This is a genomic window from uncultured Flavobacterium sp. (assembly GCF_963925415.1).
GTDB lineage: Bacteria > Bacteroidota > Bacteroidia > Flavobacteriales > Flavobacteriaceae > Flavobacterium.
Map to the genome: position 1 here is coordinate 1 of NZ_CAWUTS010000040.1, position 25,379 is coordinate 25,379.

General features: G+C 32.0%; 21 protein-coding genes. 11 read left to right on the forward strand and 10 right to left on the reverse strand.

Annotated features, from left to right (window positions below; translation table 11 throughout):
• The 3 genes from AABM47_RS03080 to AABM47_RS03090 all read right to left on the reverse strand — a co-directional run.
• Window positions 1-464 (reverse strand): YfiT family bacillithiol transferase (locus AABM47_RS03080; protein WP_338409458.1); only part of this gene is annotated, 464 nt, incomplete at its 3' end.
• A 3-nt stretch (window positions 465-467) separates the two neighbouring features.
• Window positions 468-944, reverse strand: a complete 477-nt coding sequence (locus AABM47_RS03085) for a DUF6265 family protein (RefSeq protein WP_338409459.1) — start codon at window positions 942-944, stop codon at window positions 468-470.
• A 163-nt stretch (window positions 945-1,107) separates the two neighbouring features.
• Window positions 1,108-2,634 (reverse strand): carbon-nitrogen hydrolase family protein, encoded by a 1,527-nt coding sequence (locus AABM47_RS03090; RefSeq protein WP_338409460.1) that lies wholly within the window; start codon window positions 2,632-2,634, stop codon window positions 1,108-1,110.
• A 279-nt stretch (window positions 2,635-2,913) separates the two neighbouring features.
• On the opposite strand from AABM47_RS03090, the gene ssb reads away from it, so the two are divergent.
• On the forward strand, window positions 2,914-3,246 hold the full coding sequence (ssb, locus tag AABM47_RS03095) for a single-stranded DNA-binding protein (RefSeq protein ID WP_338409461.1): 333 nt from the start codon (window positions 2,914-2,916) through the stop codon (window positions 3,244-3,246).
• Window positions 3,247-3,294: 48 nt separating this feature from the next.
• On the opposite strand, the gene AABM47_RS03100 is transcribed toward ssb, so the two are convergent.
• The 3 genes from AABM47_RS03100 to metG are packed head-to-tail and all read right to left on the reverse strand — an operon-like array spanning window position 3,295 to window position 7,766.
• Window positions 3,295-3,981 carry an HAD family hydrolase gene (locus tag AABM47_RS03100; RefSeq protein ID WP_338409462.1) on the reverse strand — a complete coding sequence of 229 codons (687 nt, stop codon included), beginning with the start codon at window positions 3,979-3,981 and terminating at the stop codon, window positions 3,295-3,297.
• A 25-nt stretch (window positions 3,982-4,006) separates the two neighbouring features.
• Window positions 4,007-5,668 (reverse strand): S8 family serine peptidase, encoded by a 1,662-nt coding sequence (locus AABM47_RS03105; protein ID WP_338409463.1) that lies wholly within the window; start codon window positions 5,666-5,668, stop codon window positions 4,007-4,009.
• A gap of 43 nt (window positions 5,669-5,711) precedes the next feature.
• Window positions 5,712-7,766 (reverse strand): methionine--tRNA ligase, encoded by a 2,055-nt coding sequence (gene metG, locus AABM47_RS03110; RefSeq protein WP_338409464.1) that lies wholly within the window; start codon window positions 7,764-7,766, stop codon window positions 5,712-5,714.
• A 186-nt stretch (window positions 7,767-7,952) separates the two neighbouring features.
• Here metG and AABM47_RS03115 point away from each other — a divergent pair, with 186 nt between their 5' ends.
• Genes AABM47_RS03115 through AABM47_RS03125 form a run of 3 tightly spaced genes read left to right on the forward strand, consistent with a single transcriptional unit; the run spans window position 7,953 to window position 9,952 of the window.
• On the forward strand, window positions 7,953-8,855 hold the full coding sequence (locus AABM47_RS03115) for an LD-carboxypeptidase (RefSeq protein WP_338409465.1): 903 nt from the start codon (window positions 7,953-7,955) through the stop codon (window positions 8,853-8,855).
• Window positions 8,856-8,873: 18 nt separating this feature from the next.
• The gene (locus AABM47_RS03120) at window positions 8,874-9,233 is read left to right on the forward strand and encodes a YraN family protein (RefSeq protein ID WP_338409466.1); all 360 of its coding nucleotides are present in this window, start codon (window positions 8,874-8,876) and stop codon (window positions 9,231-9,233) included.
• 59 nt (window positions 9,234-9,292) lie between these two features.
• Window positions 9,293-9,952, forward strand: a complete 660-nt coding sequence (locus AABM47_RS03125) for an aspartate kinase (RefSeq protein ID WP_338409467.1) — start codon at window positions 9,293-9,295, stop codon at window positions 9,950-9,952.
• Window positions 9,953-9,961: 9 nt separating this feature from the next.
• Here the strand turns inward: AABM47_RS03125 and AABM47_RS03130 are convergent, their stop codons facing one another.
• The 3 genes from AABM47_RS03130 to AABM47_RS03140 are packed head-to-tail and all read right to left on the reverse strand — an operon-like array spanning window position 9,962 to window position 14,843.
• The gene (locus AABM47_RS03130) at window positions 9,962-10,822 is read right to left on the reverse strand and encodes a DMT family transporter (RefSeq protein ID WP_338409468.1); all 861 of its coding nucleotides are present in this window, start codon (window positions 10,820-10,822) and stop codon (window positions 9,962-9,964) included.
• The gene (gene mfd / locus AABM47_RS03135; protein WP_338409478.1) at window positions 10,822-14,133 is read right to left on the reverse strand and encodes a transcription-repair coupling factor; all 3,312 of its coding nucleotides are present in this window, start codon (window positions 14,131-14,133) and stop codon (window positions 10,822-10,824) included. Before mfd ends, AABM47_RS03130 begins: the two co-directional genes overlap by 1 nt.
• A gap of 47 nt (window positions 14,134-14,180) precedes the next feature.
• Window positions 14,181-14,843 carry a hypothetical protein gene (locus tag AABM47_RS03140; RefSeq protein WP_338409469.1) on the reverse strand — a complete coding sequence of 221 codons (663 nt, stop codon included), beginning with the start codon at window positions 14,841-14,843 and terminating at the stop codon, window positions 14,181-14,183.
• Window positions 14,844-15,087: 244 nt separating this feature from the next.
• Here AABM47_RS03140 and AABM47_RS03145 point away from each other — a divergent pair, with 244 nt between their 5' ends.
• Window positions 15,088-16,044, forward strand: a complete 957-nt coding sequence (locus AABM47_RS03145) for an NAD-dependent epimerase/dehydratase family protein (protein ID WP_338409470.1) — start codon at window positions 15,088-15,090, stop codon at window positions 16,042-16,044.
• A gap of 2 nt (window positions 16,045-16,046) precedes the next feature.
• Here AABM47_RS03145 and AABM47_RS03150 read toward each other — a convergent pair whose 3' ends face one another.
• On the reverse strand, window positions 16,047-16,559 hold the full coding sequence (locus AABM47_RS03150; protein WP_338409471.1) for a nuclear transport factor 2 family protein: 513 nt from the start codon (window positions 16,557-16,559) through the stop codon (window positions 16,047-16,049).
• A 155-nt stretch (window positions 16,560-16,714) separates the two neighbouring features.
• On the opposite strand from AABM47_RS03150, the gene AABM47_RS03155 reads away from it, so the two are divergent.
• The 6 genes from AABM47_RS03155 to ilvA all read left to right on the forward strand — a co-directional run bounded on the left by AABM47_RS03155 (window position 16,715) and on the right by ilvA (window position 24,655).
• Window positions 16,715-17,308 carry a 2OG-Fe(II) oxygenase gene (locus AABM47_RS03155; protein ID WP_338409472.1) on the forward strand — a complete coding sequence of 198 codons (594 nt, stop codon included), beginning with the start codon at window positions 16,715-16,717 and terminating at the stop codon, window positions 17,306-17,308.
• A 469-nt stretch (window positions 17,309-17,777) separates the two neighbouring features.
• Window positions 17,778-19,457, forward strand: a complete 1,680-nt coding sequence (gene ilvD, locus AABM47_RS03160; RefSeq protein WP_338409473.1) for a dihydroxy-acid dehydratase — start codon at window positions 17,778-17,780, stop codon at window positions 19,455-19,457.
• 10 nt (window positions 19,458-19,467) lie between these two features.
• Complete coding sequence (gene ilvB, locus AABM47_RS03165) at window positions 19,468-21,216, forward strand: biosynthetic-type acetolactate synthase large subunit (RefSeq protein WP_338409474.1); 1,749 nt, start codon at window positions 19,468-19,470, stop codon at window positions 21,214-21,216.
• A 1-nt stretch (window position 21,217) separates the two neighbouring features.
• A complete protein-coding gene (gene ilvN, locus AABM47_RS03170) occupies window positions 21,218-21,805 on the forward strand; it encodes an acetolactate synthase small subunit (protein ID WP_338409475.1) in 588 nt (195 codons plus the stop codon).
• A 57-nt stretch (window positions 21,806-21,862) separates the two neighbouring features.
• Window positions 21,863-23,341, forward strand: coding sequence for a ketol-acid reductoisomerase (gene ilvC / locus AABM47_RS03175; RefSeq protein ID WP_338409476.1), 1,479 nt, complete (start codon window positions 21,863-21,865; stop codon window positions 23,339-23,341).
• 69 nt (window positions 23,342-23,410) lie between these two features.
• Window positions 23,411-24,655 carry a threonine ammonia-lyase IlvA gene (gene ilvA / locus AABM47_RS03180; RefSeq protein ID WP_338409477.1) on the forward strand — a complete coding sequence of 415 codons (1,245 nt, stop codon included), beginning with the start codon at window positions 23,411-23,413 and terminating at the stop codon, window positions 24,653-24,655.
• The last annotated feature ends 724 nt before the right edge of the window (window positions 24,656-25,379 follow it).

Genomic DNA, 25,379 nt, shown 5'->3' on the forward strand with positions numbered 1-25,379 from the left:
CCAGCGACTTCTTTTAAAACATATACTTTTTTAGATTCAGGATGAAAATAGGTTCTTTTCCATTGATTTTCATTTAAGTTATGCAGTAACAAAATCCATTTATGATGTAACCCTTTTAATATCAAAAGTGAATGAGAAATATCATCATCATTTCCATCAATTAATTCAGCCCAAAGATCTTCTTTATAAGGTTTAATGTTTGGATTTTCTTCTGTTAAAGCAAGCTTAAAACGAATAAAAGCATTAGAATGACTATCAGCACAATGATGAATAACCTGTTTAATATTCCAACCTTTTGGTCTGTAATTTAATTTTAATTCTTCTATAGAAAGTTTATCTACAACTTCCATAATTTGATTGGGAAATTGTTGAATATCAGAAATCCAACTACTCAAAACCGTAGTTGATATTGTTTCTGGACATTGAAATTGACCTATTGGATATTTAAGTTGTTCTAAATTCAATTGTTATTTATTAAAATTAAAAACCATTTCTTCTTTGGAATCTTCAAAATACGCATACAAATTTACTTCGTTTTCTGAAACATATTCAAAAGTAAAATTGTCAAAATACATTCTGTTAGCTTCTTTTTTAATGAATCTAAAATCTTCCGATTGGTCTTTTTCTTCCCAACCTTTTAAATTGGCATCAAAATGTTTTATTTGATATAAAAGTGTTCCGTCTTTTTCTATAATATGACCCAATTCGTAAAAAACTATTTTTTCTTTAACAACAAGTTTAAAGTTAAACACCATAGATTCACCAAAAGGTTTGCTCCAGTTTTCTTTATATATTCCGTTAAAGGCTTCGCCTTTCCAGTTGCCTTCTAGCCATTTTATGTTTTGTAAAGTAGTTTTTTCGGAGCCTTTGTCATTGTTATAATGTAAGGTGTTTTGGGCAAAACTTATTGCCGAAAAGGTTAAACATAAAATTAGTTTTTTCATGATTTTTTTGATTTTTACACCTCAAAGGTTTTGAAAACTTTTGAGTGAGTTTTACAATTAAATAGTAACTTTTACGAGGGTTTGCGTTAGGGGTTGAAGCGGCATCCTTTTTTTGTAAAAAAAAGATATAGCGGTAGACCCTACCCAAAGGGGAACGCCCAAATTATTTCATTTTTTTTAGTTGGTATAAATCGTCTCTTCTATCTTTCATGGTATTAACGCTTCCGTGTTCGTGTAATTCTTTTAATAAGTTTATATCTACATCTACAATCAATGTCATTTCGGTATTTGGCGTAGCTTCTGCTTTTATTCCGTTACTAGGAAAAGCAAAGTCAGAGGGGGTAAAAACGGCCGCTTGAGCGTATTGAATGTCCATGTTGTTTACTTTTGGCAAGTTTCCAACACAACCTGCAATGGCTACATAACACTCGTTTTCAATAGCTCTTGCTTGCGCACAATGTTTAACTCGGGTATATCCATTTTGGGTATCGGTTAAGAAAGGTACAAATAAAATGTTCATGCCTTCATCTGCCATAAGTCTTGATAATTCTGGAAACTCAACATCATAGCAAATTATGATTCCTACTTTTCCACAATCGGTATCAAAAGTTTGAATAGTATCTCCTCCTGTAATTCCCCAATGAAAAATTTCGTTGGGCGTGATGTGAATTTTGCGATACATTTCGTTCGTACCGTCTCGTTTACACAAGAAACCAACATTATAAACACTGCCATTTTCTATATATGGCATGCTACCTGTGATGATGTTGATGTTATAAGAGATGGCAAATTCTTGAAATTTTAAACGAACAGCTTCGGTATTTTGAGCAAGTTCGCGTATCGCTTCAGCTTCTGATAAATGATTGTAATCAGCCATTAAAGGTGCTGTAAAAAACTCTGGAAACAAGGCAAAATCACTTCCATAGCCAGAAACGGCATCAATAAAAAATTCGGCTTGTTCAAACAATGCATCCAAATTTGCTAATGAGCGCATTTGCCATTGTATAAGCCCCAATCGTACAACACTTTTTTCGGTGTTAATTAGTTTAGGACTATCGTCATAGTATATGTTATTCCATTCTAATAAAACGGCGAACTCTTGCGACTCTGTATCGCCTTCTAAATAATTTTTTAAAACCCGAATTTCATGAAAATCGTTACTCAACTGAAATGATAACACAGGGTCATAAATTTCTTTTTTCTTTACTTTTTCAATATAAATCTTTGGGGTAATTTCTTTTTTAAATTTTCCGTAATTTGGAATTCTTCCTGCAAAAATGATCGATTTTAAGTTTAATTGTTCACATAATTCTTTTCGAACATCATATAACCGTCTGCCTAATCTTAGGCCACGATATTTTGGATTGATAAAAACATCTATTCCATAGATAACTTCTCCCTTAGGATTGTGTGTAGAGAAGGTAAAATTACCCGTAATATCTTTATAGGTTTTTGTTTTAAACGCAAACCCCTCTGTAACCAAAATGGATAACGCAGATCCTACAACAACACCATCGACAACAATAACCAACTGTCCTTCTGGAAATTTTTCTAATAAAAGTTCAATTTGATTTTCTTTCCAAAAAGACTCTTCCATTTCTGGATACGATTCAATCATCGATTTTTTTAATTCTTTGTAGTCTTCAATCTGTAAGTTTCGTAATTCGATTGATTTGATGTTTGCAGGCATATGGATTAATTTTTAGCAAAAATAAAACAAATAATATACAATTACAAACGATTACAAACACTTACAATCGAAAGTAAACAGATAAATACCGAATAAATGTATAAACCAGTTTAATCTTTGCAGTGTCGAAATGAAAGAACAATTAGTAATCCGTGTTCAGACGCAAGTGTTCAGTTAATAATTTGCTTTTAATTAAAAATAATTTGCGAATGCACAGTTAAGCAACTTTCAAAAGACAAAAAAACAATTTATTATAAACCATTTAAATTTTTACACGCCATGAATGCATTAAGAAACAAAGTACAGTTAATTGGTCACGTAGGACAAGAACCAGAAATTAAAACGTTTGAAGGAGGAAAAAAATTAGCAAACCTTACGCTAGCTACAAACGAAAGTTACACCAACGCCAAAGGAGAAAAAGTGGAACAAACAGAATGGCATCGTTTAACAGCATGGGGAAAAACAGCTGATTTAATTGAAAGCTATGTAACCAAAGGGAAAGAAATTGCTATTGAAGGAAAACTAACTCATAGAAGTTATGATGACAAAGATGGTGTAAAACGCTTTATTACTGAAGTTGTAATTAGTGAATTGCTTTTATTAGGAAAGTAATTTTATACTTAGAACTTAAGAAAAACCGACTTTAACGAGTCGGTTTTTTTATTTTAAAATAGCTAAAACCTCATTAACATTTGAAAGTTCCAAAAAGTTTTCGTGTTCAATTTCAAAATCAATTTTTTCATATTCCCAAGTCGTGTGATAAGGAATGTGAATGCCAAAACCACCTAAATTTAGAATAGGTAAGACATCAGATTTTAAAGAATTTCCAATCATTAAAAAATCTTCAGCTTTGCATTCTAAACGCCCAAACATTTTGGTATAATCTAATTCGGTTTTATCACTTAATACTTCAATATGATGAAAAAAATGACCAATTTTAGAATCATGTAGTTTTCTGTGTTGGTCTTTTAAATCCCCTTTTGTAGCAACAACCAATTTGTATTTGCCATGAAGTTCTGTTAAAACCTCTTTAACATTAGGTAATAATTCTACTGGTTTTTGTAATAAATCTTTACCAATTGCAATAATTTTTTCAATGCCTTTTCCAGAAACTTGATGATTGGTTAATTGCAAAGCAACTTCAATCATGGAAAGTGTTAAAGCTTTTATTCCGAAACCATATAAAGGCAAATTCTTAACTTGATGATTCAATATCAAACCCAAAATCTCTTGATTAGAAGCAAAATCCTGAAATAATTGGCAAAATCGTTCTTGGGCTTCATCAAAATAGGGTTCGTTGTGCCAAAGGGTGTCGTCTGCATCGAAAGCTATTATTTTTGGGTTCATTTTAAAATTAAATTTGCAGAAAAAGTTATTCTTTAATAAATTTTCTGCTTATTTTTTCTGTATCATTTGAAATTACAGCTATATAAAGCCCACTATTTAAGTCAGAAACATTTATATTTTCGACAGCTTCATTATTTTTTTTGACATATCTTCCTGTGATATCATAAATAGAAACTGAAAAATTATCTTTTAAAGATGCTGTGATTTCAAAATACAATGTGTTTTTTACTGGATTAGGATATATTTTAAATAAATCATTTGAATCAAAATTAGTATTGGTCAAATTTTGTAGATAAGTAAGGGCGTTATTAGCATTAACTCTTCCAGCACCATAATATTGATCCCATCCAATAGTGTCTTCTAAAGGATTTCCTACTTGGTCTTCAGCCGTGTTTCTTAAAATAGTTCTAATTTCTTCTACTGTTAAATTTGGATTAACGGAAAGCATTAAGCTAACAACTCCAGCAACAAGAGGAGTTGCTTGTGATGTCCCTCCCCAGTATGACCCATAAGATGTGTCTGAAGTATAAGATAGCCCATACATGTAATTTCCTGGAGCAACAACATCAATATGATTTCCATAATTACTTCCGCTTGTTGCACTCCAAAAAAACGGGGAAGTTCGATTATCATTTGGATTAGTAGAACCAACGGCAATAGAATTAGCAAAAGCAGCAGGATAGTAGGAAACGCCATTGTTAAAATTCATCATACAAGCAATTACAGGGATGTTTTGATTATATGCTTGATTTATAACATTTAGATAAGCAGTAGAAAAACCAGAACTGCCAATGGAGATACTAATTAAATCTACATTTCTATTTATTGCATAGTATATTGAAGCTATAATATTTGAATTTAAACCAGAATTATTATTGTCCAAAACTTTTAGAGGTAATAACTTACAATTCCAATCTACACCTGCATATCCTATATTGTTATTTCCATTTGCCATAGCAATACCACTAACATTAGTACCGTGACCATGATCATCTGTAGGGTTATTATCATTATTAACAAAATCCCAACCTGTTAAATCATCTACATATCCATTGTTGTCAGAATCTGTTCCGTTTAATGTTTCGGCAGTATTTGAATAAAGCCTACCAGAAAATTCGGGATGACTCATTCTTATTCCAGAATCTATAACTGCCATTTTAATATTAGAACTTCCGGTTGTTATATCCCATGCTTCTATCATATCAACGTCTGCGTCCAAAACGGAAGGGCTTAATGAAAAAGAGCCATCATTATGCAAGCCCCATTGTCTAAAGAAATATTGGTCATTCGGAATCAAAAATATTGTTTTTTTGTTTTCAATAATTTCTATATTTTGTTCCCTTTTTTCTCCTGAACCTGTTGCTAAATAATCGGGTTCTACATATTCAAATAAATCAGAGTTTTTAAGTTTTTCTATTATTAATTCAACAGGAATTGCTTCGCTAAAAATTATTACCAAAGGCCTCCCATTTAACGCATTAGTTTTAGAAATATCAAGAGATTTTATTTTATTAATCGAATAATCATTAAATAAAAAATTTAATTCTTCAATTTCATTTAGACTTGTAATAGGTTTATTATTGTCATTCTTTAAACTTAAAATAATTCTATTGTTTGCAAATAAATCATTTTGTGCTTTTATACCAAGAGAAAACATTATTGCAATAAAAAGTAAAGATTTTTTCATAATAAAGATTTTTAAATTCAATTGTAAATATAAAGATTTTTTTTTAAGAAATTAAAGCGCCATTTATAACACCATCTGCATCCGGATTTACAAAAACCAACTTGCCTTCTGTATTGTTGGTCATTAAGATCATTCCAGCGCTTTCAACACCACGCAGTGCTCTTGGAGCAAGATTTACTAAAACAGTTACTCGCTTACCAATAACTTCTTCTGGAGAAAAATGTTCTGCAATTCCAGAAACTATTGTTCTTACATCAATTCCAGTGTCGACTTTCAAAACTAATAATTTTGTAGCTTTTGGCATTTTTTCAGCCTCAAGAATGGTTCCAACTCTGATGTCTAATTTAGAAAAATCATCAAAAGTTGAAACTTCTTTTTGTGGTTCTGTTTTTGCATTTTCCATTTCATTTGCTTTTTTAGTTGCTAGTAGTTTATCAATCTGTTTTTGAACTTCTTCGTCTTCTATTTTAGAGAAAAGCAATTCTGCGACACCAATTTTATTTCCTGAGGGTAACAAATTTGATTTTGTTGAAACATCATTCCAAGCCAATTTACATTGCAGCATGTTTTCTAGTTTCGTTGCTGTAAAAGGTAAGAAAGGTTGAGCCAAAACACTTAATGCGGCCGCTATTTGTAGAGCAACATACATTTGGGTTTGTACTCTTTCAGGATTTTCTTTTACTGTTTTCCAAGGTTCTTCATCGGCTAAATACTTATTACCTAAACGGGCAACATTCATCATTTCACCTAAAGCTTCTCTGAAACGATAGCGTTCAATTGAGTTCGAAATCACATCGGGATAGGCTTTTAATTCTGTAAGGGTTGCTTCATCAAATGCTGTTAATTTATTTGGATTTGGTACAAATCCATCATAATATTTATGAGTTAAAACCATTACTCTATTGATGAAATTTCCAAAAACAGCTACTAATTCATTGTTATTTCTTGCTTGAAAATCTTTCCAAGTAAAATCATTATCTTTTGTTTCAGGAGCGTTTGATGTTAAGGCATAACGCAAAACATCTTGTTGGTTTGGAAAATCTTGTAAATATTCGTGCAACCAAACAGCCCAGTTTTTAGAAGTAGAAAGTTTATTCCCTTCTAGATTTAAAAATTCATTTGCAGGCACATTATCAGGCAAAATATAACTTCCTTCTGCTTTTAACATGGCAGGAAAAATAATACAATGAAAAACAATATTATCTTTTCCTATAAAATGTACTAATTTAGTATCTGCATTTTTCCAATAGGGTTCCCAATCTTTTCCTTCACGAGCAGCCCATTCTTTAGTTGATGAAATGTAACCAATAGGAGCATCAAACCATACGTATAATTTTTTTCCTTCTGCTCCTTCAACAGGAACATCAATTCCCCAATCTAAATCGCGGGTTACGGCTCTTGGTTTTAAGCCATCATCTAGCCACGATTTTACCTGACCCAAAACATTTGTTTTCCAGTCTTTTGCATGGTCTTGTAAAATCCATTTTTCTAAAAAATCTTGGTATCTATCTAAGGGTAAAAACCAATGTTTTGTCGATTTCATAACAGGAACATCTCCTGTTATGGTTGATTTAGGATTTATTAAATCGGTTGCATTTAATGTAGCACCACATCTTTCGCATTGATGACCATATGCTTCTGGATTATCACATTTAGGGCAAGTTCCTGTTACAAATCGATCGGCCAAAAACTGATCTGCTTTTGCATCGTATAGTTGCTCGGTTATTTCTTCTATAAAATCACCATTTTTATGCAAAGTTTTAAAAAACTCTTGAGCCGTATCGTGATGAATTTTTGCCGAAGTTCGAGAATAATTATCAAATGAAATTCCAAAATCGATAAACGATTGACGAATGATTCCATCATATTTGTCGATTACCTCTTGTGGAGTAATACCTTCTTTTTTGGCTTTCATCGAAATGGCTACACCATGTTCATCGCTTCCGCAAATAAACAAGACATCTTTTCCTTGCAGACGCAAATAGCGCGAATAAATATCGGAGGGGACATAAACGCCAGCTAAATGCCCAATGTGTATGGGCCCGTTAGTATATGGCAAAGCTGCAGTTACTGTATATTTTTTAGGATTTGGGATCATTATATATTTATTTAGATGCTGAAAATAATTCAGAATAGCCACAAAAATAATTCTTTAAGCACGAATTATCGAATATTATTTAGTTTTTTGTTAATTTTGAATAAAAGTTGTTAATTTCAGTAGTGTTATTAACTCTACAGCAATTTTTTTGTACACATTACTAATTGTACTTATTATCAAAAAAAGATGAAAATACCACCTTATTTAAAAAAAGGAGACACAGTTGCTCTTGTTTGTACTGCACGTAAATTTTTTCCAGAAGACGCTAATCCTGCCATTGAGTTATTAAGTTCTTGGGGTTTAAAAGCTAAATTAGGAGCTACAATAGGATTAGATAATTTTCAATTAGGAGGAACAGATTTAGAAAGAGCGGCTGATTTTCAGGACATGATGGATGATGATAACATCAAGGCAATCTGGGTTGCTCGTGGGGGCTATGGCAGCGTAAGAATTATTGATTTACTAGATTTTTCAAAGTTTAAAAACAACCCAAAATGGATCATGGGCTTTAGTGATGTTACTGTTTTACATTCTCACGTTAATACCGAACAAGTAGCTTCAATGCACTGCATTATGCCTTTTACTGTGCCAAAAGCTCCAGAAGAAGTGAAAGAAACCTTGCGAAAAGCTTTGTTTGGCGAAGCAATTGAATATGAAATTCCTACCAAAGAAATAGATATGCACGGAAAAGCTTATGGCGAATTGGTAGGTGGAAATTTATCGATTTTATATAGTTTATTAGGGTCAAAATCCTCTTTAAATACCGATAATAAAATCTTATTTATTGAAGACTTAGATGAATATATATATCATATTGATCGAATGATGTACAATTTAAAGCGAAACGGTTATTTTGAAAAGCTTAAAGGGTTAATCGTTGGTGGCATGACGGATATGCACGACAATGAGATTCCGTTTGGGCAAAATGCAGTACAAATTATTTCAGCCATTGCAAAAGAGCACAATTTTCCTGTATCTTTTGATTTTCCTGCAGGACACGGAAAAGACAACAGAGCCCTTCAGTTAGGAAAACAAGTAGTCTTTGAAGTGAATGAAAAACAAGTAGTCTTAAGGTTTACCGAATACTAATAAAGGAAATTTTTATCTATGGCAGAACACAACGAATTAGGAAAACTTGGAGAAAAAAGAGCCGTTAAATTTTTACAAAATAAGGGTTATGAGATTCGTGATGTTAATTGGCGTTTTCAAAAAGCAGAAATAGACATTATTGCTCAAAAAGGAAATGTTTTAGCTGTTGTAGAAGTAAAAACGCGTTCTAGTTTAGATTTTGGATTACCCCAAGATTTTGTAAATCCTAAGAAAATTCAATTACTGGTTAAAGCAGTAAACGAATATGTTGTAAAAAAAGACCTAGATGTTATAGTGCGTTTCGATATTATAGCCATTTATAACAACAAAGGTGTTTTTGAGATTGAACATATTGAAGAAGCTTTTTATTATTTTTAAACAAAATGTTTTATTTATAACAAAATGTTTATTAATTTTGCTGCATTAATTTAGATATTATGAAAACAGTTTCATCGGTTGTTGAGGATTATATAAAAGCTAAACCATTTTTATTAAGTTCTTTATCTCAAGGAATTATAAATTTAACGTCATTAGCAAGAATAATGATGCCAGAAATAGAGTCTCAAGTTGGTAAAGACCTTAAACAAGGAGCAATTGTTATGTCCTTGAAACGTTTGAGCGAAGAATTAGATTTTAAAATTAACTATAAGATCAATAAAGTTTTAAAAAATATTGGAGAAATTACGGTTCGTTCTCCTTTGAACGATTATACTTTTATGATTTCAGATACTATTTTAGAAAAAAACACAAAACTTTTACAAGAAATTAATCATCTTACCGATGTTTTTTATACCTCATCAAGAGGTGTAAACGAGACCAATATTGTAATTAGCTCTAGTGTTTCGCATTTAGTAGACCACTATCTTAACGGCGAAAAAATGACCCATAAAACGGAAAACCTTTCTTCTATTACTGTTAAGTTACCGGTTGAAAACACAGTTGTTCCTGGAATTTATTATTTTATTTTTCAACGTCTCGCTTGGGAAGGAATAGTATTAAATGAAGTTATATCTACAACAAATGAATTTACAATTATAGTTAATGATGAAAATGTAGATAAAGCTTTTAGAGTAATAAAAGATTTAAAAAACGTTTAAGTAAAAAAATTATTTTTTATTACTTCGTACTCCTTCAATTATAGCGGTTAGTAAAATTAATGAACCACCCAAATAAACATTTATACTAGGCAATTCACTTAAGAAAAAGAAGGCTAAAATTATTCCAAAAACAGGTTGTAAACTGCTTACAATTGCGGTAGTAGTTGCCGAAAAATGTTTTAATGATTGCAACATTAAAGTATGCCCGAGGGCAGTGGTTAATATGGCTAGTAAAAACAAATAAGGCAATTGCGATAACAGACCGCTAAAATCCATAAAAAATAAGGTAGGCAGCAAAACAACGGATACTATAAGTGTTTGATAAAACATCAACATTATACCGTTATTATTGGAAACATGTTTTTTTAATATCAATATTCTAATGGTATAGCAAAAAGCAGAAAAAACGCCAAATAAAATGCCTTGTAGTTGAGCGCTCTCTAAGTTAAATTCGGGGGTTAAAATATAAATCCCTGTGAATACCAAAAAAGCCAAAAATATATGAACAGGGTTGAATTTGACCCTCAAAAAAACAGGCTCAAGCAGCGCTGTAATAACTGGAAATGTGTATAACGACAAAACACCTAAGGCCACATTTGAAAGTTTTAATGCATAAAAATAAGTTACCCAATGTGCGGCCATAAAAACACCACTTATTAGAAATGGTATATAATCTTTTGTTGATTTTATTTTTAAATCTATGTTTTTATATGTACAAAATAAATATAAAAATAGCATAGCGATAAAAGCTCTAAACCAAATGATAATTTCACTTGGCAATGCAATATACTTTCCCAAAACACCTGATGTGCTTATAAAAAGTGTAGCTAAAACTAAAACCGAAAGATTTTTTAGGTGTATGTTTTTCATCAAAATTTTTGCATCAGCTCTAATGCTTTATGTATGGTTTTTACATGGTCAAAAGTAAGCAATAATCGCAATCCGTTTTTGGTGTCTTTTTCTTTTAGTTTACACAAATTTCCATTGTGTTGTACAAATTGCATTACTTTAATAAATCGATTTGATTGGTAAAAATTAGATTGTTGGTCGCTAATGAAATAGCCCGTCATTTTGCCTTGTTTCATGATTAGTTTTTCAAGGCCAATGTGTGTTGCAAGCCATTTAATTCGTAAGCTATTTAATAAAGCAATCGCTTGTTTGGGTAATGCCCCAAAACGGTCTATTAATTTTTGTTCAAAAAGCAACAGTTTTTCTTCTGTTTTTATGGATCCTAATTCATTATATAAAGCCAATCGCTCAGAAACACTATTTATGTAATCATCTGGAAATAACAATTCAAAATCAGTATCAATTAATATATCTTTTACAAACTCTTTGGTTTCAATATCATTTTCAGTTTCATATAAATCCTTAAATTCATTTTCTTTTAACTCATCAATAGCTTCGTTCATGATTTTTTGATAGGTATCAAACCCAATATCATTTATAAAACCACTTTGCTCTCCACCTAATAAATCTCCTGCTCCTCGAATTTCTAAATCTTTCATTGCAATATTAAATCCACTACCCAATTCACTAAATTGTTCCAAGGCATTTATACGTTTTTGAGCCTCACCTGTCATCATAGAAAAAGGGGGTGTAATAAAATAACAAAACGCTTTTTTATTACTTCGACCTACTCGACCACGCATTTGATGCAAATCAGACAATCCAAAATTATTGGCATTATTAATAAAAATTGTATTCGCATTTGGAACATCTAATCCACTTTCAATAATTGTAGTAGCAACTAATACATCAAATTCACCTTCCATAAAAGCGAGCATCAATTCTTCTAACTTTTTACCCTCCATTTGTCCATGACCAATTCCTACTCGTGCATCTGGAACTAATCGTTGTATCATTCCGGCTACTTCTTTGATGTTTTCTATTCGGTTATTGATAAAAAAGACCTGGCCATTTCTCTGAATTTCATATGAAATTGCATCCCGAATCAATTCTTCACTATGGCGAATTACATTTGTTTCTATAGGATAACGATTGGGCGGTGGAGTGGTAATAACAGACAAATCACGCGCAGCCATTAATGAAAATTGTAAGGTTCTTGGAATTGGGGTGGCCGTTAATGTCAACGTATCTACATTATGAGCAATTGTTTTTAATTTGTCTTTTACATTAACTCCAAACTTTTGTTCTTCATCCACAATCAATAAGCCTAAATCTTTAAACACAACATTTTTACTAACCAATTGATGGGTGCCAATAAGGATGTCTACTTTTCCAGCTGCTAAATCATTTATAGTGTCTGTTTTTTGTTTGGCGGTTCTAAATCGGTTTAAATAACTAACCGTAACGGGCATGTCTTTTAATCGTTCTGAAAATGTTCGATAATGTTGGTAGGCTAAAATAGTTGTTGGCACAAGAATAGCAACTTGTTTTCCGTTATCAACGGCCTTAAAGGCAGCTCTTATGGCAACTTCTGTTTTTCCAAAACCCACATCGCCACAAACCAATCTATCCATGGGTCTTTCGTTTTCCATGTCTGCTTTTACATCAGCAGTTGCGGTAATTTGGTCGGGTGTATCTTCATAAATAAAAGAGCTTTCCAACTCTTTTTGCAAATAACTGTCTGCTGCAAACTGAAAGCCTTTTTCTAATCTTCTTTTAGCATACAATTGAATCAAATTAAATGCAATGTGTTTTACACGCGCTTTAGTTTTTTGCTTTAATGCCTTCCAGGCTCCACTTCCCAATTTATAAATTTTTGGAGGGACTCCGTCTTTACCCGTATATTTTGAAATTTTATGCAGCGAATGAATGCTTACATAGACAATATCATTATCGGCATAAGCTAACTTTATGGCCTCTTGCATTTTGCCTTCTACTTCAATTTTTTGCAAGCCACCAAACTTACCAATTCCGTGATCTATGTGGGTAACATAGTCTCCAACACTTAATGAAGTTAATTCTTTTAAGGTTATGGTTTGCTTTTTAGAATAGTTGCTTTTTATGTTAAATTTGTGGTATCGTTCAAAAATTTGATGATCTGTATAACAGGTAATTTGTAATTCTTCGTCTATAAATCCTTGGTATAAAGGCAAAACAATACCATTGAATCTAGGATTTTCTTTTTGAGTTTCATCTTCTGATAAGTCTTCAAAAATATCATGAAAGCGGGCGACTTGATTGCTGTTTGAACAACACAAAAAATTGGTATAACCGTTAAAGTGATGCAAATTAATATTATTCATCAACAAATCAAACTGCTTGTTAAAAGAAGGTTGAGGTTGAATATGAAACTCAAAATTTTTTGTAGCTTTAAATAAGGCAGTATTGTTTAATTCAACAACATTAAAAAGTAATGATTGCTTTATAAACTGTTCCTGATTGACAAACAATGTGGATGGTTCCGCATGTTTTATATCGTTAGAAAGTTTATCAAATACTTCAATAGCTTTATGAAATAATTTATCTAATTGACTGCAAATAAACGCTGTATTTTGTGTAAAAATAATTGTTTTGTTGCTGATGTAATTTAGGAAAGTTTCACGATTTTCATCTAAAAATTTATTTTCAACATTTGGGATGACCAAAATTTTCTTAAGTTTTTCAAGAGACAATTGGGTTTCCACATCAAAACTTCTAATGCTATCTACTTCATTACCAAAAAACTCAATTCTATACGGATGATCATTGGAAAACGAAAAAACATCAATAATTCCACCTCGAACCGAAAACTCACCGGGTTCTGTTACGAAATCTACACGTTTAAAATTATATTCGAAAAGCGTTTCATTTATAAAATCGATGGATAATTTATCATTAACCGAAATTTTTAAGGTGTTTTTTTCAAGTTCTTTACGGGTAACTACTTTTTCAAATAATGCTTCAGGATAGGAAACTATTATGGCTGGCTTTTTACTAGAGTTTATGCGGTTTAATACTTCCGCCCGAAGCAGCACATTTGCATTATCAGTTTCATCTATTTGATAAGGTCTTCTATACGAACCTGGATAAAAAAGCACATCATTACTGTTGATGAGTAATTCCAAATCATTTAAAAAATAAGCAGCCTCTTCTTTATCATTAAAAAGCAATAGAAAAGGCACATCAGTTTTTTCAAACAAGGCCTGAATTACAAAGGAAATCGAAGAACCCAACAATCCTTTTGCATGAATTTTTTGATTTTGTTGTGCTAAAACTTCTGCAAAAACAGAAATTTTAGCAGAATTTTTATAGTAATTGGGAATTTTTGATTTCAAAAAATTTATTTAATAGGTAAAAAATTAGGCTTTATTAGTCCGCTCTTTTTAATCTTTTTTTTGGGATTATTTACAGAATCTTGTTGATTTATTTTGTCCATCATGATTTCGGGATTCGCATTTCGTATGGTATCTAATGCTTGTATCATATATGCTTCTCCAGCTTCATTTGGGATTTGTTTTTTAATAAATATTTCTTCAAATTGACCAACTAACGATGCAATTTCTTGATTAATTTCAGGCAATATTTGTTTTATTTTTTTTTCAGGAACGTTCGTAAGATTAATAAAATTGTCTAGCATTCTCATTTTTGTACTAAGAGCCGTTATTCTGCTTTTTACTTGAGGTTTGTCAAATTCAGCAGGAATGTCGAGTTGTAAGGAGTCTATTTTTGTTGATAAATTTTTTGTTTTCAATTGAAAAGCCGTCAAACTGCTTTTAGGTTTTTGATTGATTTCAATTATAAATTGTTGCCAAGAGTTCCAATTTGACAATTCTTTTTCTACAGACGGGGTTAAATTTGGGGTGGAAATAATCCATACCGAATTTACCAAATTAAAAGTTTGTAAATTTTTAGTTAAAAATTTTTCATTTTCAGCTTTGGTGTTATCTTCTTCACAAGAAAATAAAAAAAGCAAAAAAAATGACAATAAAATTATTTTGTACATAAAAGGCTAATTGAATTACAAATGTACATAAGTTTCAAAAAATACGAATTAGAAATTAGCATTAGTTCTCATTTTTATAAGAAAAAATTCCTTTTACAAAAAGGCTATAATAATTGTCACCTTATATATTAAATCATTTTTAGTAAAAACGCACAATTTATGAGAATTTGTTAAAATAATACGGTTAAATGAATAATTCAACAATAAAAAAATAATACATTTGTATTCAAATATTTTAAATATCATGAGCACAAAAATACTAATTATCGGGGCTTGCGGACAAATAGGTACAGAACTTACAAAAAAGCTACGTGAAATTTATGGCGTTGAAAATGTGGTTGCGTCTGACATACGAAAATTAAATAATGATGTGGTTAACAATGGTATTTTTGAAGTTGTTAACGCTTTAGATTATAATCAGATAGAACATTTAGTAGAGCAATATCAAATAACAGATGTTTATTTAATGGCTGCCTTACTTTCTGCAACAGCCGAAAAAAACCCGGCATTTGCATGGGATTTAAATATGAATTCTCTTTTTCATGTATTAAATATTGCTAAAGCAGGTAAGATAAAAAAAATATTTTGGCCGTCAAGCATAGCTGTTTTTGGGCCTACAACACCTAGCCAAAACACTCCACAATACACCATTATGGAGCCTTCAACGGTTTATGGAATAAGCAAACAATCTGGAGAGAGATGGTGTGAATATTACAATAATCAATATGGTGTTGATGTAAGAAGCATTCGTTATCCAGGTTTAATTAGTTGGGTTTCAGAGCCAGGAGGTGGAACGACAGATTATGCCATTGAAATTTATCACAAAGCAATTAACAATAAAAAATACAAATGTTTTTTGTCAGATAAAACAGCACTACCAATGATGTATATGGATGATGCTATAAAAGCAACCGTTCAAATTATGCAAGCACCAAGCAAACAAATAAAAATTCGTTCTTCGTATAACTTAAGCGCCATGAGTTTTACGCCTGATCAAATTGCTTCGGAAATTAAAAAACATTATCCTGATTTTAAAATAAGCTATGAGCCTGATTTTAGACAAAAAATAGCAGATAGTTGGCCAGCAAGTATTGATGATTCATATGCACGTGATGATTGGAATTGGGAAAACGAATTCAATTTAGAAAACATGACCTTCGAAATGATTTCAAATTTGAAAGCACACTTGTATGGTAAGTAAAATTACAAGGCCTTCTTGTTTTTAATAATTGCATCTTCGATAGCTGATTTTATTTTTACAACCTCTGTGGTATTTTCATTTGGCACAGTCATAGAAAGCACATAATGTTTTATTTTCCATTCATTTTCAAGTTTTTCTAAAACACCACTCCCTCTACAAATTTTCATCTGAGTATCTAGTAATTCATCAAACCACGCCGTTTTATCATCAATTGAAAAATAAACATTTCGTTGTAAAGATGTAAAGTTCCATGCTTTTCCGTTATTAAAATAGGGTTTAGAAAAAGCCATAAATGCTTCTTTATTCCAGTTTTCTGTGGCATCTGTTCCAATAAAAATAGCATCATCTGTCATGGCATCAAAATATGCTTCAAAATTAGTTTCAGCAGCATTTTTGTGCCAGTTGTCAAGTAAATTATTGATTTCTGTTTGTTGATTTTCAGTTTTAAGGGTTCTGTTTTCAACACACGAATTAAAGAGCATAAATATTAAAAGACTTATGGATGTTTTTTTCATGGGAGTGTAATTTAAATAAAAATACAAAAAATTTTGTATTGACACACGATTATATACCTGATTAATTTGTTTTATTTTATCAAAATTAAGAAGTAATTTCCAAAATTAAATAAACTATATTAGCTTGTTATTTGTCAATTCAAGTGACCAAAAAAATGGAGACTAGTTTTGAAAATTTAATATCAAGTTATATAGATCATAATGTAGGTGTTTCAAAAGATTTTTTAACAGAAGATTTAGCACATAATTTAAGAAATAATATTTTAAAATTATATAAAGAACAGCTCTTAAAAACGGCTGGTATAGGTCGTTTAGATACTTTTGTCAAAAACAAAGAAATACGAAGCGATGTGATTTATTGGTTGGACAAAAAAAACAATAATCCGCATGAATTAGCTTTTTTTGAACACATTGAAAATTTTATTTTATACTTAAACAAAGAGTGTTATACAGGCATAACAGGCTATGAATTTCATTATGCCTTGTATAAACCTAACACGTTTTACAAAAGGCATTTAGATCAATTTCAAGATGTCAACAACCGTCAATTTTCGATGATCACTTATTTAAACTTAAATTGGAAAGAAGGAGATGGAGGAGAATTGATGATTTATAATAAAGAAACTTCACTTGCCATAAGACCAACCAATAGAAAAACAATTTTTTTTAAGAGTAACGAGTTAGAGCACGAAGTTTTAAAGACAAACGAAATGCGATTAAGCATAACCGGATGGCTGCGAAGAGACTAATGATTATAATTTTAAACAAAATTAACGTTTATTGATATATTATTATTACTTTTGTTGAAATATATAAACAAAATGATTTTTATAAACAACATTATTACAATTGTCTTAATACCTTAATTGGTTAGGGAGATGTTGTGCAACATATATAAACCTCCTAAAATTTAGGAGGTTTTTTTATTTTATAAAAGGTGACAAAATAGATGAAGATTTATTAAATTATAATATATATACGATAAATTATACACCTTTAGTTTCGTAATAAATCAAAGGCTAAGTTTCTGTAAATTAAATGGTTAAAAAATGTTTATAGACTTTAAACATTGTAATAAAAAAAATGGAACAAAAGATTAAAAGTACATCTAGTATATTTTTGTAATCAAAGTTTGATATTGGATTGTATAACACAAAAAACACAACTAAAATCATGCTTTAAAATAATTTAAAAAACACACAAAAGATAACACCACTAATGGAATTAAATAAACATAGTAAAACCGTTACGCAAGACCCTACACAACCTGCCGCTCAAGCTATGCTTTACGGCATTGGTTTAAATGACACTCAACTAGCACAGCCATTTGTTGGGGTTGCTTCTATGGGATATGATGGAAATACGTGTAATATGCACCTAAACCATTTGGCATCTTTAGTAAAAAAGGAAATTAATGAAATTGAAATGGTTGGACTTATTTTTAACACCATTGGCATAAGCGATGGAATTACAAATGGGACCGACGGAATGCGTTATTCACTTGTAAGTAGAGAAGTTATTGCAGATAGTATAGAAAGTGTTGTAGATGGTCATTATTACGATGCACTTATTGCAATTCCGGGTTGTGACAAAAATATGCCAGGCTCTATAATGGCAATGGGAAGACTAAATCGGCCTTCTATTATGGTTTACGGCGGCACCATTGCTCCAGGTAAATATCAAGGAAAAGATTTAAATATAGTCTCTGCTTTTGAAGCATTAGGAGAAAAAATTGCAGGAAAAATTACAGAAGAGGATTTTAAAGGAATCATCAAAAACTCGTGCCCAGGAGCCGGTGCATGTGGAGGTATGTATACAGCTAATACAATGGCTATTGCAATTGAAGCCCTTGGAATGAGTTTGCCCTATTCCAGTTCAAATCCAGCTGTTTCAAATGAAAAAATTGAAGAATGTAAACAAGTAGCACATTATATAAAATTACTATTAAAAAAAGATATTTGTCCTAAAGACATTATGACCTTTAATGCTTTTGAGAATGCGATTACTACATTAATTGCTCTTGGCGGAAGTACAAATGCAGTGTTACACATAATTGCAATGGCAAAAAGTGTTGGAGTAAAAATAACTCAAGATGATTTTCAAAGAATAAGCAACAAAACACCACTAATTGCTGATTTTAAACCAGGGGGAAACTATCTCATGCAAAACCTTCATGAAAAAGGAGGTGTTCCAATGGTTTTAAAATATCTATTGTCAAAAGGGATGCTACACGGCACATGTATAACAGTAACAGGAAAAACGCTAGCCGAAAATCTAGAGTCTATTTTAGATATAAATTTTGATACTCAAAATATTATTAGACCAATCGAAAAACCTATTAAAAAAACAGGTCACATTCAAATTTTATATGGAAATCTGGCAACTAAAGGTTCTGTTGCAAAAATTACAGGAAAAGAAGGAGAAAAATTTTCGGGTCCTGCTAAAGTATTTGATGGTGAAAAAGAACTGATTAAAGGTATTGAGGACAAAAAAATACAAGCAGGAGATGTCATTGTTATTCGATACGTTGGCCCAAAAGGAGGCCCAGGAATGCCCGAAATGCTAAAACCAACTTCTGCAATTATTGGAGCTGGTTTAGGAAAAAGCGTAGCCTTAATTACTGATGGAAGATTTAGTGGAGGAACTCATGGTTTTGTTGTGGGGCATATAGCTCCAGAGGCTTATGATGGTGGCACAATAGCACTAGTAAAAGACGGTGACTTAATTGAGCTAGACGCTATAAATAATTCCATTCATTTGGCCATCTCAGAGACAGAATTAGAAAACAGAAAAAAAACATTTGTTCAACCATTACCAAAGGTTACCAAAGGAGTTTTGTATAAATATTTAAAATTAGTAAAAGATGCCTCAGAAGGCTGTGTTACCGACGAATCATAAAAACACAAATATGGAAACATTAGAATTAAAAACAAAAGAGAGTACCAAAGAAAAAACACACAAAACGTCAGGGAGTTTAGCTGTTATTGACGCTTTATTATCTGAAGATGTTACAACTATTTTTGGATATCCCGGAGGTGCAATTATGCCCATTTATGATGCCCTTTATGATTTTAAAGAAGCTCTTAATCATATATTGGTTCGTCATGAGCAAGCAGCAACTCATGCCGCTCAAGGATATGCTCGGGTTAGTGGAAAAACGGGAGTAGTTTTTGCAACAAGCGGACCAGGAGCAACAAATTTAGTTACAGGTTTGGCAGACGCTCAAATAGATTCAACACCTTTAGTTTGTATTACCGGCCAAGTTTTTGCTCACCTTCTTGGAACAGATGCTTTTCAGGAAACGGATGTCATCAATATAACGATGCCAGTAACCAAATGGAATTATCAAATTACAGACGCAACTGAAATACCAGAGATTTTAGCCAAAGCTTTTTATATCGCTAAAACAGGCAGACCAGGGCCTGTTTTAATTGACATCACTAAAAATGCACAACTTCAAATTTTTGATTATAAAGGATATAGACCATGTATGCACATTCGAAGTTATAGACCAGAGCCAATTGTTCGTAATGAATATATTGAACAAGCAGCCCAATTAATCAATCAAGCCAAAAAACCTTTTGTTATATTTGGTCAAGGTGTAATACTTGGAAATGCCGAAAACGAATTTATAAATTTTATAGAAAAAGCCGGTTTACCATCAGCTTGGACTATAATGGGAATGAGTGCCATTCCAACAAATCATCCACTTGGTGTTGGAATGCTAGGAATGCATGGAAATTATGGACCTAATGTGCTTACCAACGAATGTGATGTTTTAATTGCAGTAGGCATGCGTTTTGACGACAGGGTAACGGGCAGATTAGACAAGTATGCTAAACAAGCACAAATTATCCATTTAGATATTGACCCAGCAGAAATAGATAAAAACATACAAACAACTGTTGGTGTATGGGGAAATTGTAAAGAAACTTTGCCTCTTTTAACAGGTTTGTTAGATGAAAAAACACATCCAGAATGGTTTAAAGAATTTGAGATAAAAATGGAAAAAGAAACAAGCCAACTTATCGAAAAAGAATTAAACCCAACCGAAGGCGATTTAACCATGGGCGAAGTTTTAAATGTTTTAAATGAGTTAACAAACGGCGAGGCTGTTATTGTTACAGATGTAGGCCAGCACCAAATGGTAGCTTGTAGATACGCCAAACAAACTCAATCTCGAAGCAACATAACAAGTGGTGGATTAGGAACAATGGGATTTGCACTTCCTGCCGCTATAGGTGCAAAATACGGAGCTCCAGAACGTCAAGTTGTAGCCATTATGGGAGATGGAGGAGCACAAATGAACCTACAAGAACTAGGTACAATAATGCAATTTAATCCTAACGTAAAAATTTTAATATTAAATAATAGTTTCTTAGGAATGGTTAGGCAATGGCAAGAATTATTTCATGAAAAACGTTATTCTTTTACCGACATTAAAAGTCCTGATTTTGTAAAAGTAGCTGCTGCTTATAATATTGCAGGCAAACACCTTTCAAAAAGAGAGGAGCTAAAATCAAGTTTAAAAGAAATGTTAGACCATCCAAATTCCTATCTTTTAGAAGTAGCCGTATTGCATGAAGACAATGTGTTTCCAATGGTTCCCCAAGGAAAAGGAGTTGCAGAAATTGTATTAAGTAAAGAAGAAATTTAAAATGAAGGAAGAACACACATTAACCGTTTATGCAGAAAATCAGGTAGGCTTATTAAATAAGATTTCAATAATTTTTTCGCGTCGAAAAATTAATATAGAAAGTTTAAATACGTCTCCTAGTGAGATTGCAAATATTTATCGTTTTACAATAGTAATTCATGAAACAGCAGAAGTTATTAAAAACTTGGTACGACAAATTGAAAAAATTGTCGATGTTTTTAAGGTGTATAACAACACCAACGATGAAATTATTTGGCAACAAATGGCTTTATATAAAATGCCAACAGCTGTAATCATGAAAGTAGTAAATGTAGAACGACTTTTAAGAGAGTTTGGAGCAAAAGCTGTTGTAATAAGAAATGACTATACTGTTTTTGAAGCTACAGGCCAAAAAGAAGAAATCAACAATTTACTTAAAGAATTAACCAAATACGGCCTTATAGAATTTGTAAGAAGTTCTAGAATTGCCATAATAAAATCAAGTGAGGGTGTTCATAAAAGAGTTCTAAATATGGAGAAAAATGACCCAAGAAAATCACCAATAAATAATGAATTTTTAAGCTTAAAAAGCAAAATTTTTCAAATGTGATTTTTTAACTTAAAAAATCTATTAAAATAAAAAATCAATTAAATATAAAAACATAAAATGTCAAATTATTTTAACTCATTATCACATCGTTTAAAAGGACAAGAATTAGGAAAGTGTGATTTTATGGATAGCTCCGAATTTTTAAACGGAGTAAAAAAATTAGAAGGTAAAAAGATAGTAATAATAGGCTGTGGTGCTCAAGGTTTGGCTCAAGGTCAAAACATGAGAGATAGCGGATTAAATGTGGCTTATGCCCTAAGAAAAGAAGCAATTGAAGGCAAAAGGGCATCATATACAAACGCTACCGAAAACGGCTTTGAAGTAGGAACTTTTGAACAAATAATACCAACTGCCGATTTAGTTTCTAACCTAGCACCAGACAAACAACACACAGATGTTGTAAATAAAATCATTCCTTTAATGAAAAGAGGGGCTTGTTTGTCTTATTCACATGGGTTTAATATTGTAGAAGAAGGAATGCAAATTCGTGAAGATATAACGGTTGTTATGATAGCGCCAAAATCACCTGCGTCAGAAGTAAGAGCAGAATATGTAAGAGGCTTTGGAGTGCCAACATTAATTGCCGTTCATTCAAATAACGATCCTAATGGAGAGGGTTTGGAAATTGCAAAAGCGTATTGTGTAGCTACTGGTGGTCATAGGGCAGGAGTTTTACACTCGTCTTTTGTAGCCGAAGTAAAGTCTGATTTAATGGGCGAACAAACCATTCTTTGTGGTTTATTACAAACGGGTTCTATATTGAGTTTCAATAAAATGGTAGAAAAAGGTATTGACTCCGGTTACGCATCAAAATTGGTTCAATATGGTTGGGAAGTAATTACAGAAGCCTTAAAAATAGGAGGCATAACAAACATGATGGATAGGCTGTCTAACCCTGCTAAAATAGAAGCTTATAAGCTAGCTGATGAATTGAAACAAATAATGACGCCATTGTTTAACAAACATATGGATGATATATTATCGGGTCATTTTTCTCAAACAATGATGGAAGATTGGGAAAATGAAGATAAAAACTTATTGCTTTGGAGACAGGCAACTGGGGAAACCAATTTTGAAAAAACACAGGCAGGTGCAGTTGAAATTTCAGAGCAAGACTATTTTGACAACGCTACTTTAATGGTTGCTTTTGTAAAATCAGGGGTTGAGTTAGCATATGAAACGATGATTTCGGCAGGAATCAAAAATGAATCAGCTTATTACGAATCCTTGCACGAAGCGCCCCTTATAGCCAATACAATTGCACGTAAAAAATTATTTGAAATGAACAGGGTAATTTCGGATACTGCCGAATATGGATGTTATTTGTTTGATCATGCCTGTAAACCACTTTTAGCTGACTTTATGAAAAAAGTTGAAATTAATTTAATAGGCAAAAACTTCAATGAAACGGCAGATAAAAATGTTGACAATTTTGAATTGGTAAAAATAAACGCAAGCATAAGAAATCATTCCATTGAAATTTGTGGATCAGAACTTCGTGAAGCGATGACTGCTATGACAAAAATTGTACAATAGATAATATAGAATCAATAAAACAAAATAAACGTAATTTTTTTACGGGCTCAAAAGTAATAAAACATAATAATGAACTTATTTAACGAAATAGTACAAGCAAAAAAAAAGCTAGAGGGTATTGTTCAAAACACACCCTTAACAGAAAACATGCCTTTGTCTGATGAATTTGATGCCACTATTTTATTAAAACGCGAAGATTTACAAATCGTTCGGTCCTATAAAATACGAGGGGCATACAATAAAATGAGTTCCCTTTCTGAAACAGAAAAGGAGCAAGGAATTGTGTGTGCCAGTGCAGGTAACCACGCACAGGGGGTTGCGTATTCGTGTCATTTATTGAAAATTAAAGGCATAATTTACATGCCAAAAACGACTCCAAAGCAAAAAATAAAGCAAGTACAATTATTTGGCAAATCGTTTGTAGAAATTGTTTTAGTGGGTGACACTTTTGATGAAGCTTTTGATTCGGCTATTGCAAACGCAAACGCAAATTTTAAAAAATTTATTCACCCTTTTAACGATTATAAAGTTATTGCCGGTCAAGGAACAGTAGGCTTAGAAATATTAAACGCCTCTATGAAACCTATAGATTATATTTTTGTACCCGTTGGCGGTGGAGGATTATCGGCAGGCCTTTGTACTGTGTTTAGTGAGTTGAGCCCCAATACTAAAATTATAGGTGTAGAACCTCTCGGAGCTCCTGCAATGAAAACTTCTTTAGATCATGGGGTAAATACACCCTTAAAAACCATCGATAAGTTTGTAGATGGTGCAGCGGTTAAGCAAGTGGGAGATTTGACTTTTGAAATTTGCAAAAAATACCTTCACGATGTAATTTTAGTTCCCGAAGGCAAAGTTTGTTCTACAATTTTACGGTTGTATAACGAAGAGGCCATGGTGGTAGAGCCCGCCGGAGCTTTAGCGATAGCGGCATTAGATTTTTACAAGGAAAAAATTAAAGGAAAAAACGTAGTTTGTATTGTTAGCGGTAGCAATAATGACATAGAGCGTACCGCAGAAATTAAGGAACGATCATTATTATATGAAGGATTGATGCATTATTTTATGATACAATTTCCGCAACGCCCTGGTGCATTAAAAGAATTTGTCAATTCTATTTTGGGCGATGATGATGATATTACGTACTTTCAATTTGCCAAAAAGAACAGTCGAGAAGTAGGTTCGGTAATTGTAGGATTGGAATTAAAAAACAAAATGGATATATTTTCCATTAAATCAAACATGTCTAAACAAGGCTATGAATATCGTTACTTAAACGAAAATGAAGACCTGTACAACCAGTTTGTGGGTTAAGTTAATTTAGCAATTTAAACAGTAATTTATTCGTTTTTTAGCTTTTGATTAGGCTCCGTTTTACCCTATATATTCCAAACAAAATATCATGTTTTTGTGTCTTGGCAATAACGATGTCCAGAACAACTGAAATACAAAGAGACCAGCAAAGTCTATAAGTTTTCCTGTCAACCCAATTACCGTAAAGTTCTTTTAAAACAAAATCGTTTAAAATAAGAATTGTCAGTCCGATAACAAACCAATAAGAAGTCAGTATTTTAGTCTTCGTGTCATTTTAAAATGTACCATAACGTTTAGTATAAGAATAGTAGCGGATTTCAAGGCACCTGCTTTTAATTTAGCACTAAACTTTGTTAAAAGACACTAACTTTGAGTTTAGCACAGTTCTTCTTAAGAGGTTTAGAAATAGCTGAATTAAAAGAAGAGGATATGCCTATAATATAAAATACCTATGGCTGTCAATATGTTCTTTAGCTTATTTTTTTGAATAAAAAAACCTCTATAAATTAAAGATCATGATAAATTATTTAGTGAGAATTTGTGTTTATACTACTTAATTTTTAAGCATTGCTTTAAATTCTTTTAAGTCAAATTCATTCCCATAAAACATTGTACTCATTCGCATCACGTCAGCAGCAATTTGAACGGCTGCTTTTAATTCATCTTCTGTAGCACCTAAGCGTTTTGCTTGTGCAATATGAAAAGGAATACAATATTCGCATTT

Bases quoted from the DNA above. Each gene is read 5' to 3' on its own strand.
- ilvD (WP_338409473.1), top strand. From the start codon at position 17,778: ATGGAATTAAATAAACATAGTAAAACCGTTACGCAAGACCCTACACAA.
- AABM47_RS03090 (WP_338409460.1), bottom strand. From the start codon at position 2,634: ATGCCTGCAAACATCAAATCAATCGAATTACGAAACTTACAGATTGAA.
- AABM47_RS03130 (WP_338409468.1), bottom strand. From the start codon at position 10,822: ATGAAAAACATACACCTAAAAAATCTTTCGGTTTTAGTTTTAGCTACA.
- AABM47_RS03155 (WP_338409472.1), top strand. From the start codon at position 16,715: ATGGAGACTAGTTTTGAAAATTTAATATCAAGTTATATAGATCATAAT.
- ilvB (WP_338409474.1), top strand. From the start codon at position 19,468: ATGGAAACATTAGAATTAAAAACAAAAGAGAGTACCAAAGAAAAAACA.
- metG (WP_338409464.1), bottom strand. From the start codon at position 7,766: ATGATCCCAAATCCTAAAAAATATACAGTAACTGCAGCTTTGCCATAT.
- AABM47_RS03140 (WP_338409469.1), bottom strand. From the start codon at position 14,843: ATGTACAAAATAATTTTATTGTCATTTTTTTTGCTTTTTTTATTTTCT.
- ilvA (WP_338409477.1), top strand. From the start codon at position 23,411: ATGAACTTATTTAACGAAATAGTACAAGCAAAAAAAAAGCTAGAGGGT.
- AABM47_RS03115 (WP_338409465.1), top strand. From the start codon at position 7,953: ATGAAAATACCACCTTATTTAAAAAAAGGAGACACAGTTGCTCTTGTT.
- AABM47_RS03085 (WP_338409459.1), bottom strand. From the start codon at position 944: ATGAAAAAACTAATTTTATGTTTAACCTTTTCGGCAATAAGTTTTGCC.
- AABM47_RS03100 (WP_338409462.1), bottom strand. From the start codon at position 3,981: ATGAACCCAAAAATAATAGCTTTCGATGCAGACGACACCCTTTGGCAC.
- AABM47_RS03120 (WP_338409466.1), top strand. From the start codon at position 8,874: ATGGCAGAACACAACGAATTAGGAAAACTTGGAGAAAAAAGAGCCGTT.
- ilvC (WP_338409476.1), top strand. From the start codon at position 21,863: ATGTCAAATTATTTTAACTCATTATCACATCGTTTAAAAGGACAAGAA.
- AABM47_RS03125 (WP_338409467.1), top strand. From the start codon at position 9,293: ATGAAAACAGTTTCATCGGTTGTTGAGGATTATATAAAAGCTAAACCA.
- AABM47_RS03105 (WP_338409463.1), bottom strand. From the start codon at position 5,668: ATGAAAAAATCTTTACTTTTTATTGCAATAATGTTTTCTCTTGGTATA.
- AABM47_RS03145 (WP_338409470.1), top strand. From the start codon at position 15,088: ATGAGCACAAAAATACTAATTATCGGGGCTTGCGGACAAATAGGTACA.
- AABM47_RS03150 (WP_338409471.1), bottom strand. From the start codon at position 16,559: ATGAAAAAAACATCCATAAGTCTTTTAATATTTATGCTCTTTAATTCG.
- ssb (WP_338409461.1), top strand. From the start codon at position 2,914: ATGAATGCATTAAGAAACAAAGTACAGTTAATTGGTCACGTAGGACAA.
- ilvN (WP_338409475.1), top strand. From the start codon at position 21,218: ATGAAGGAAGAACACACATTAACCGTTTATGCAGAAAATCAGGTAGGC.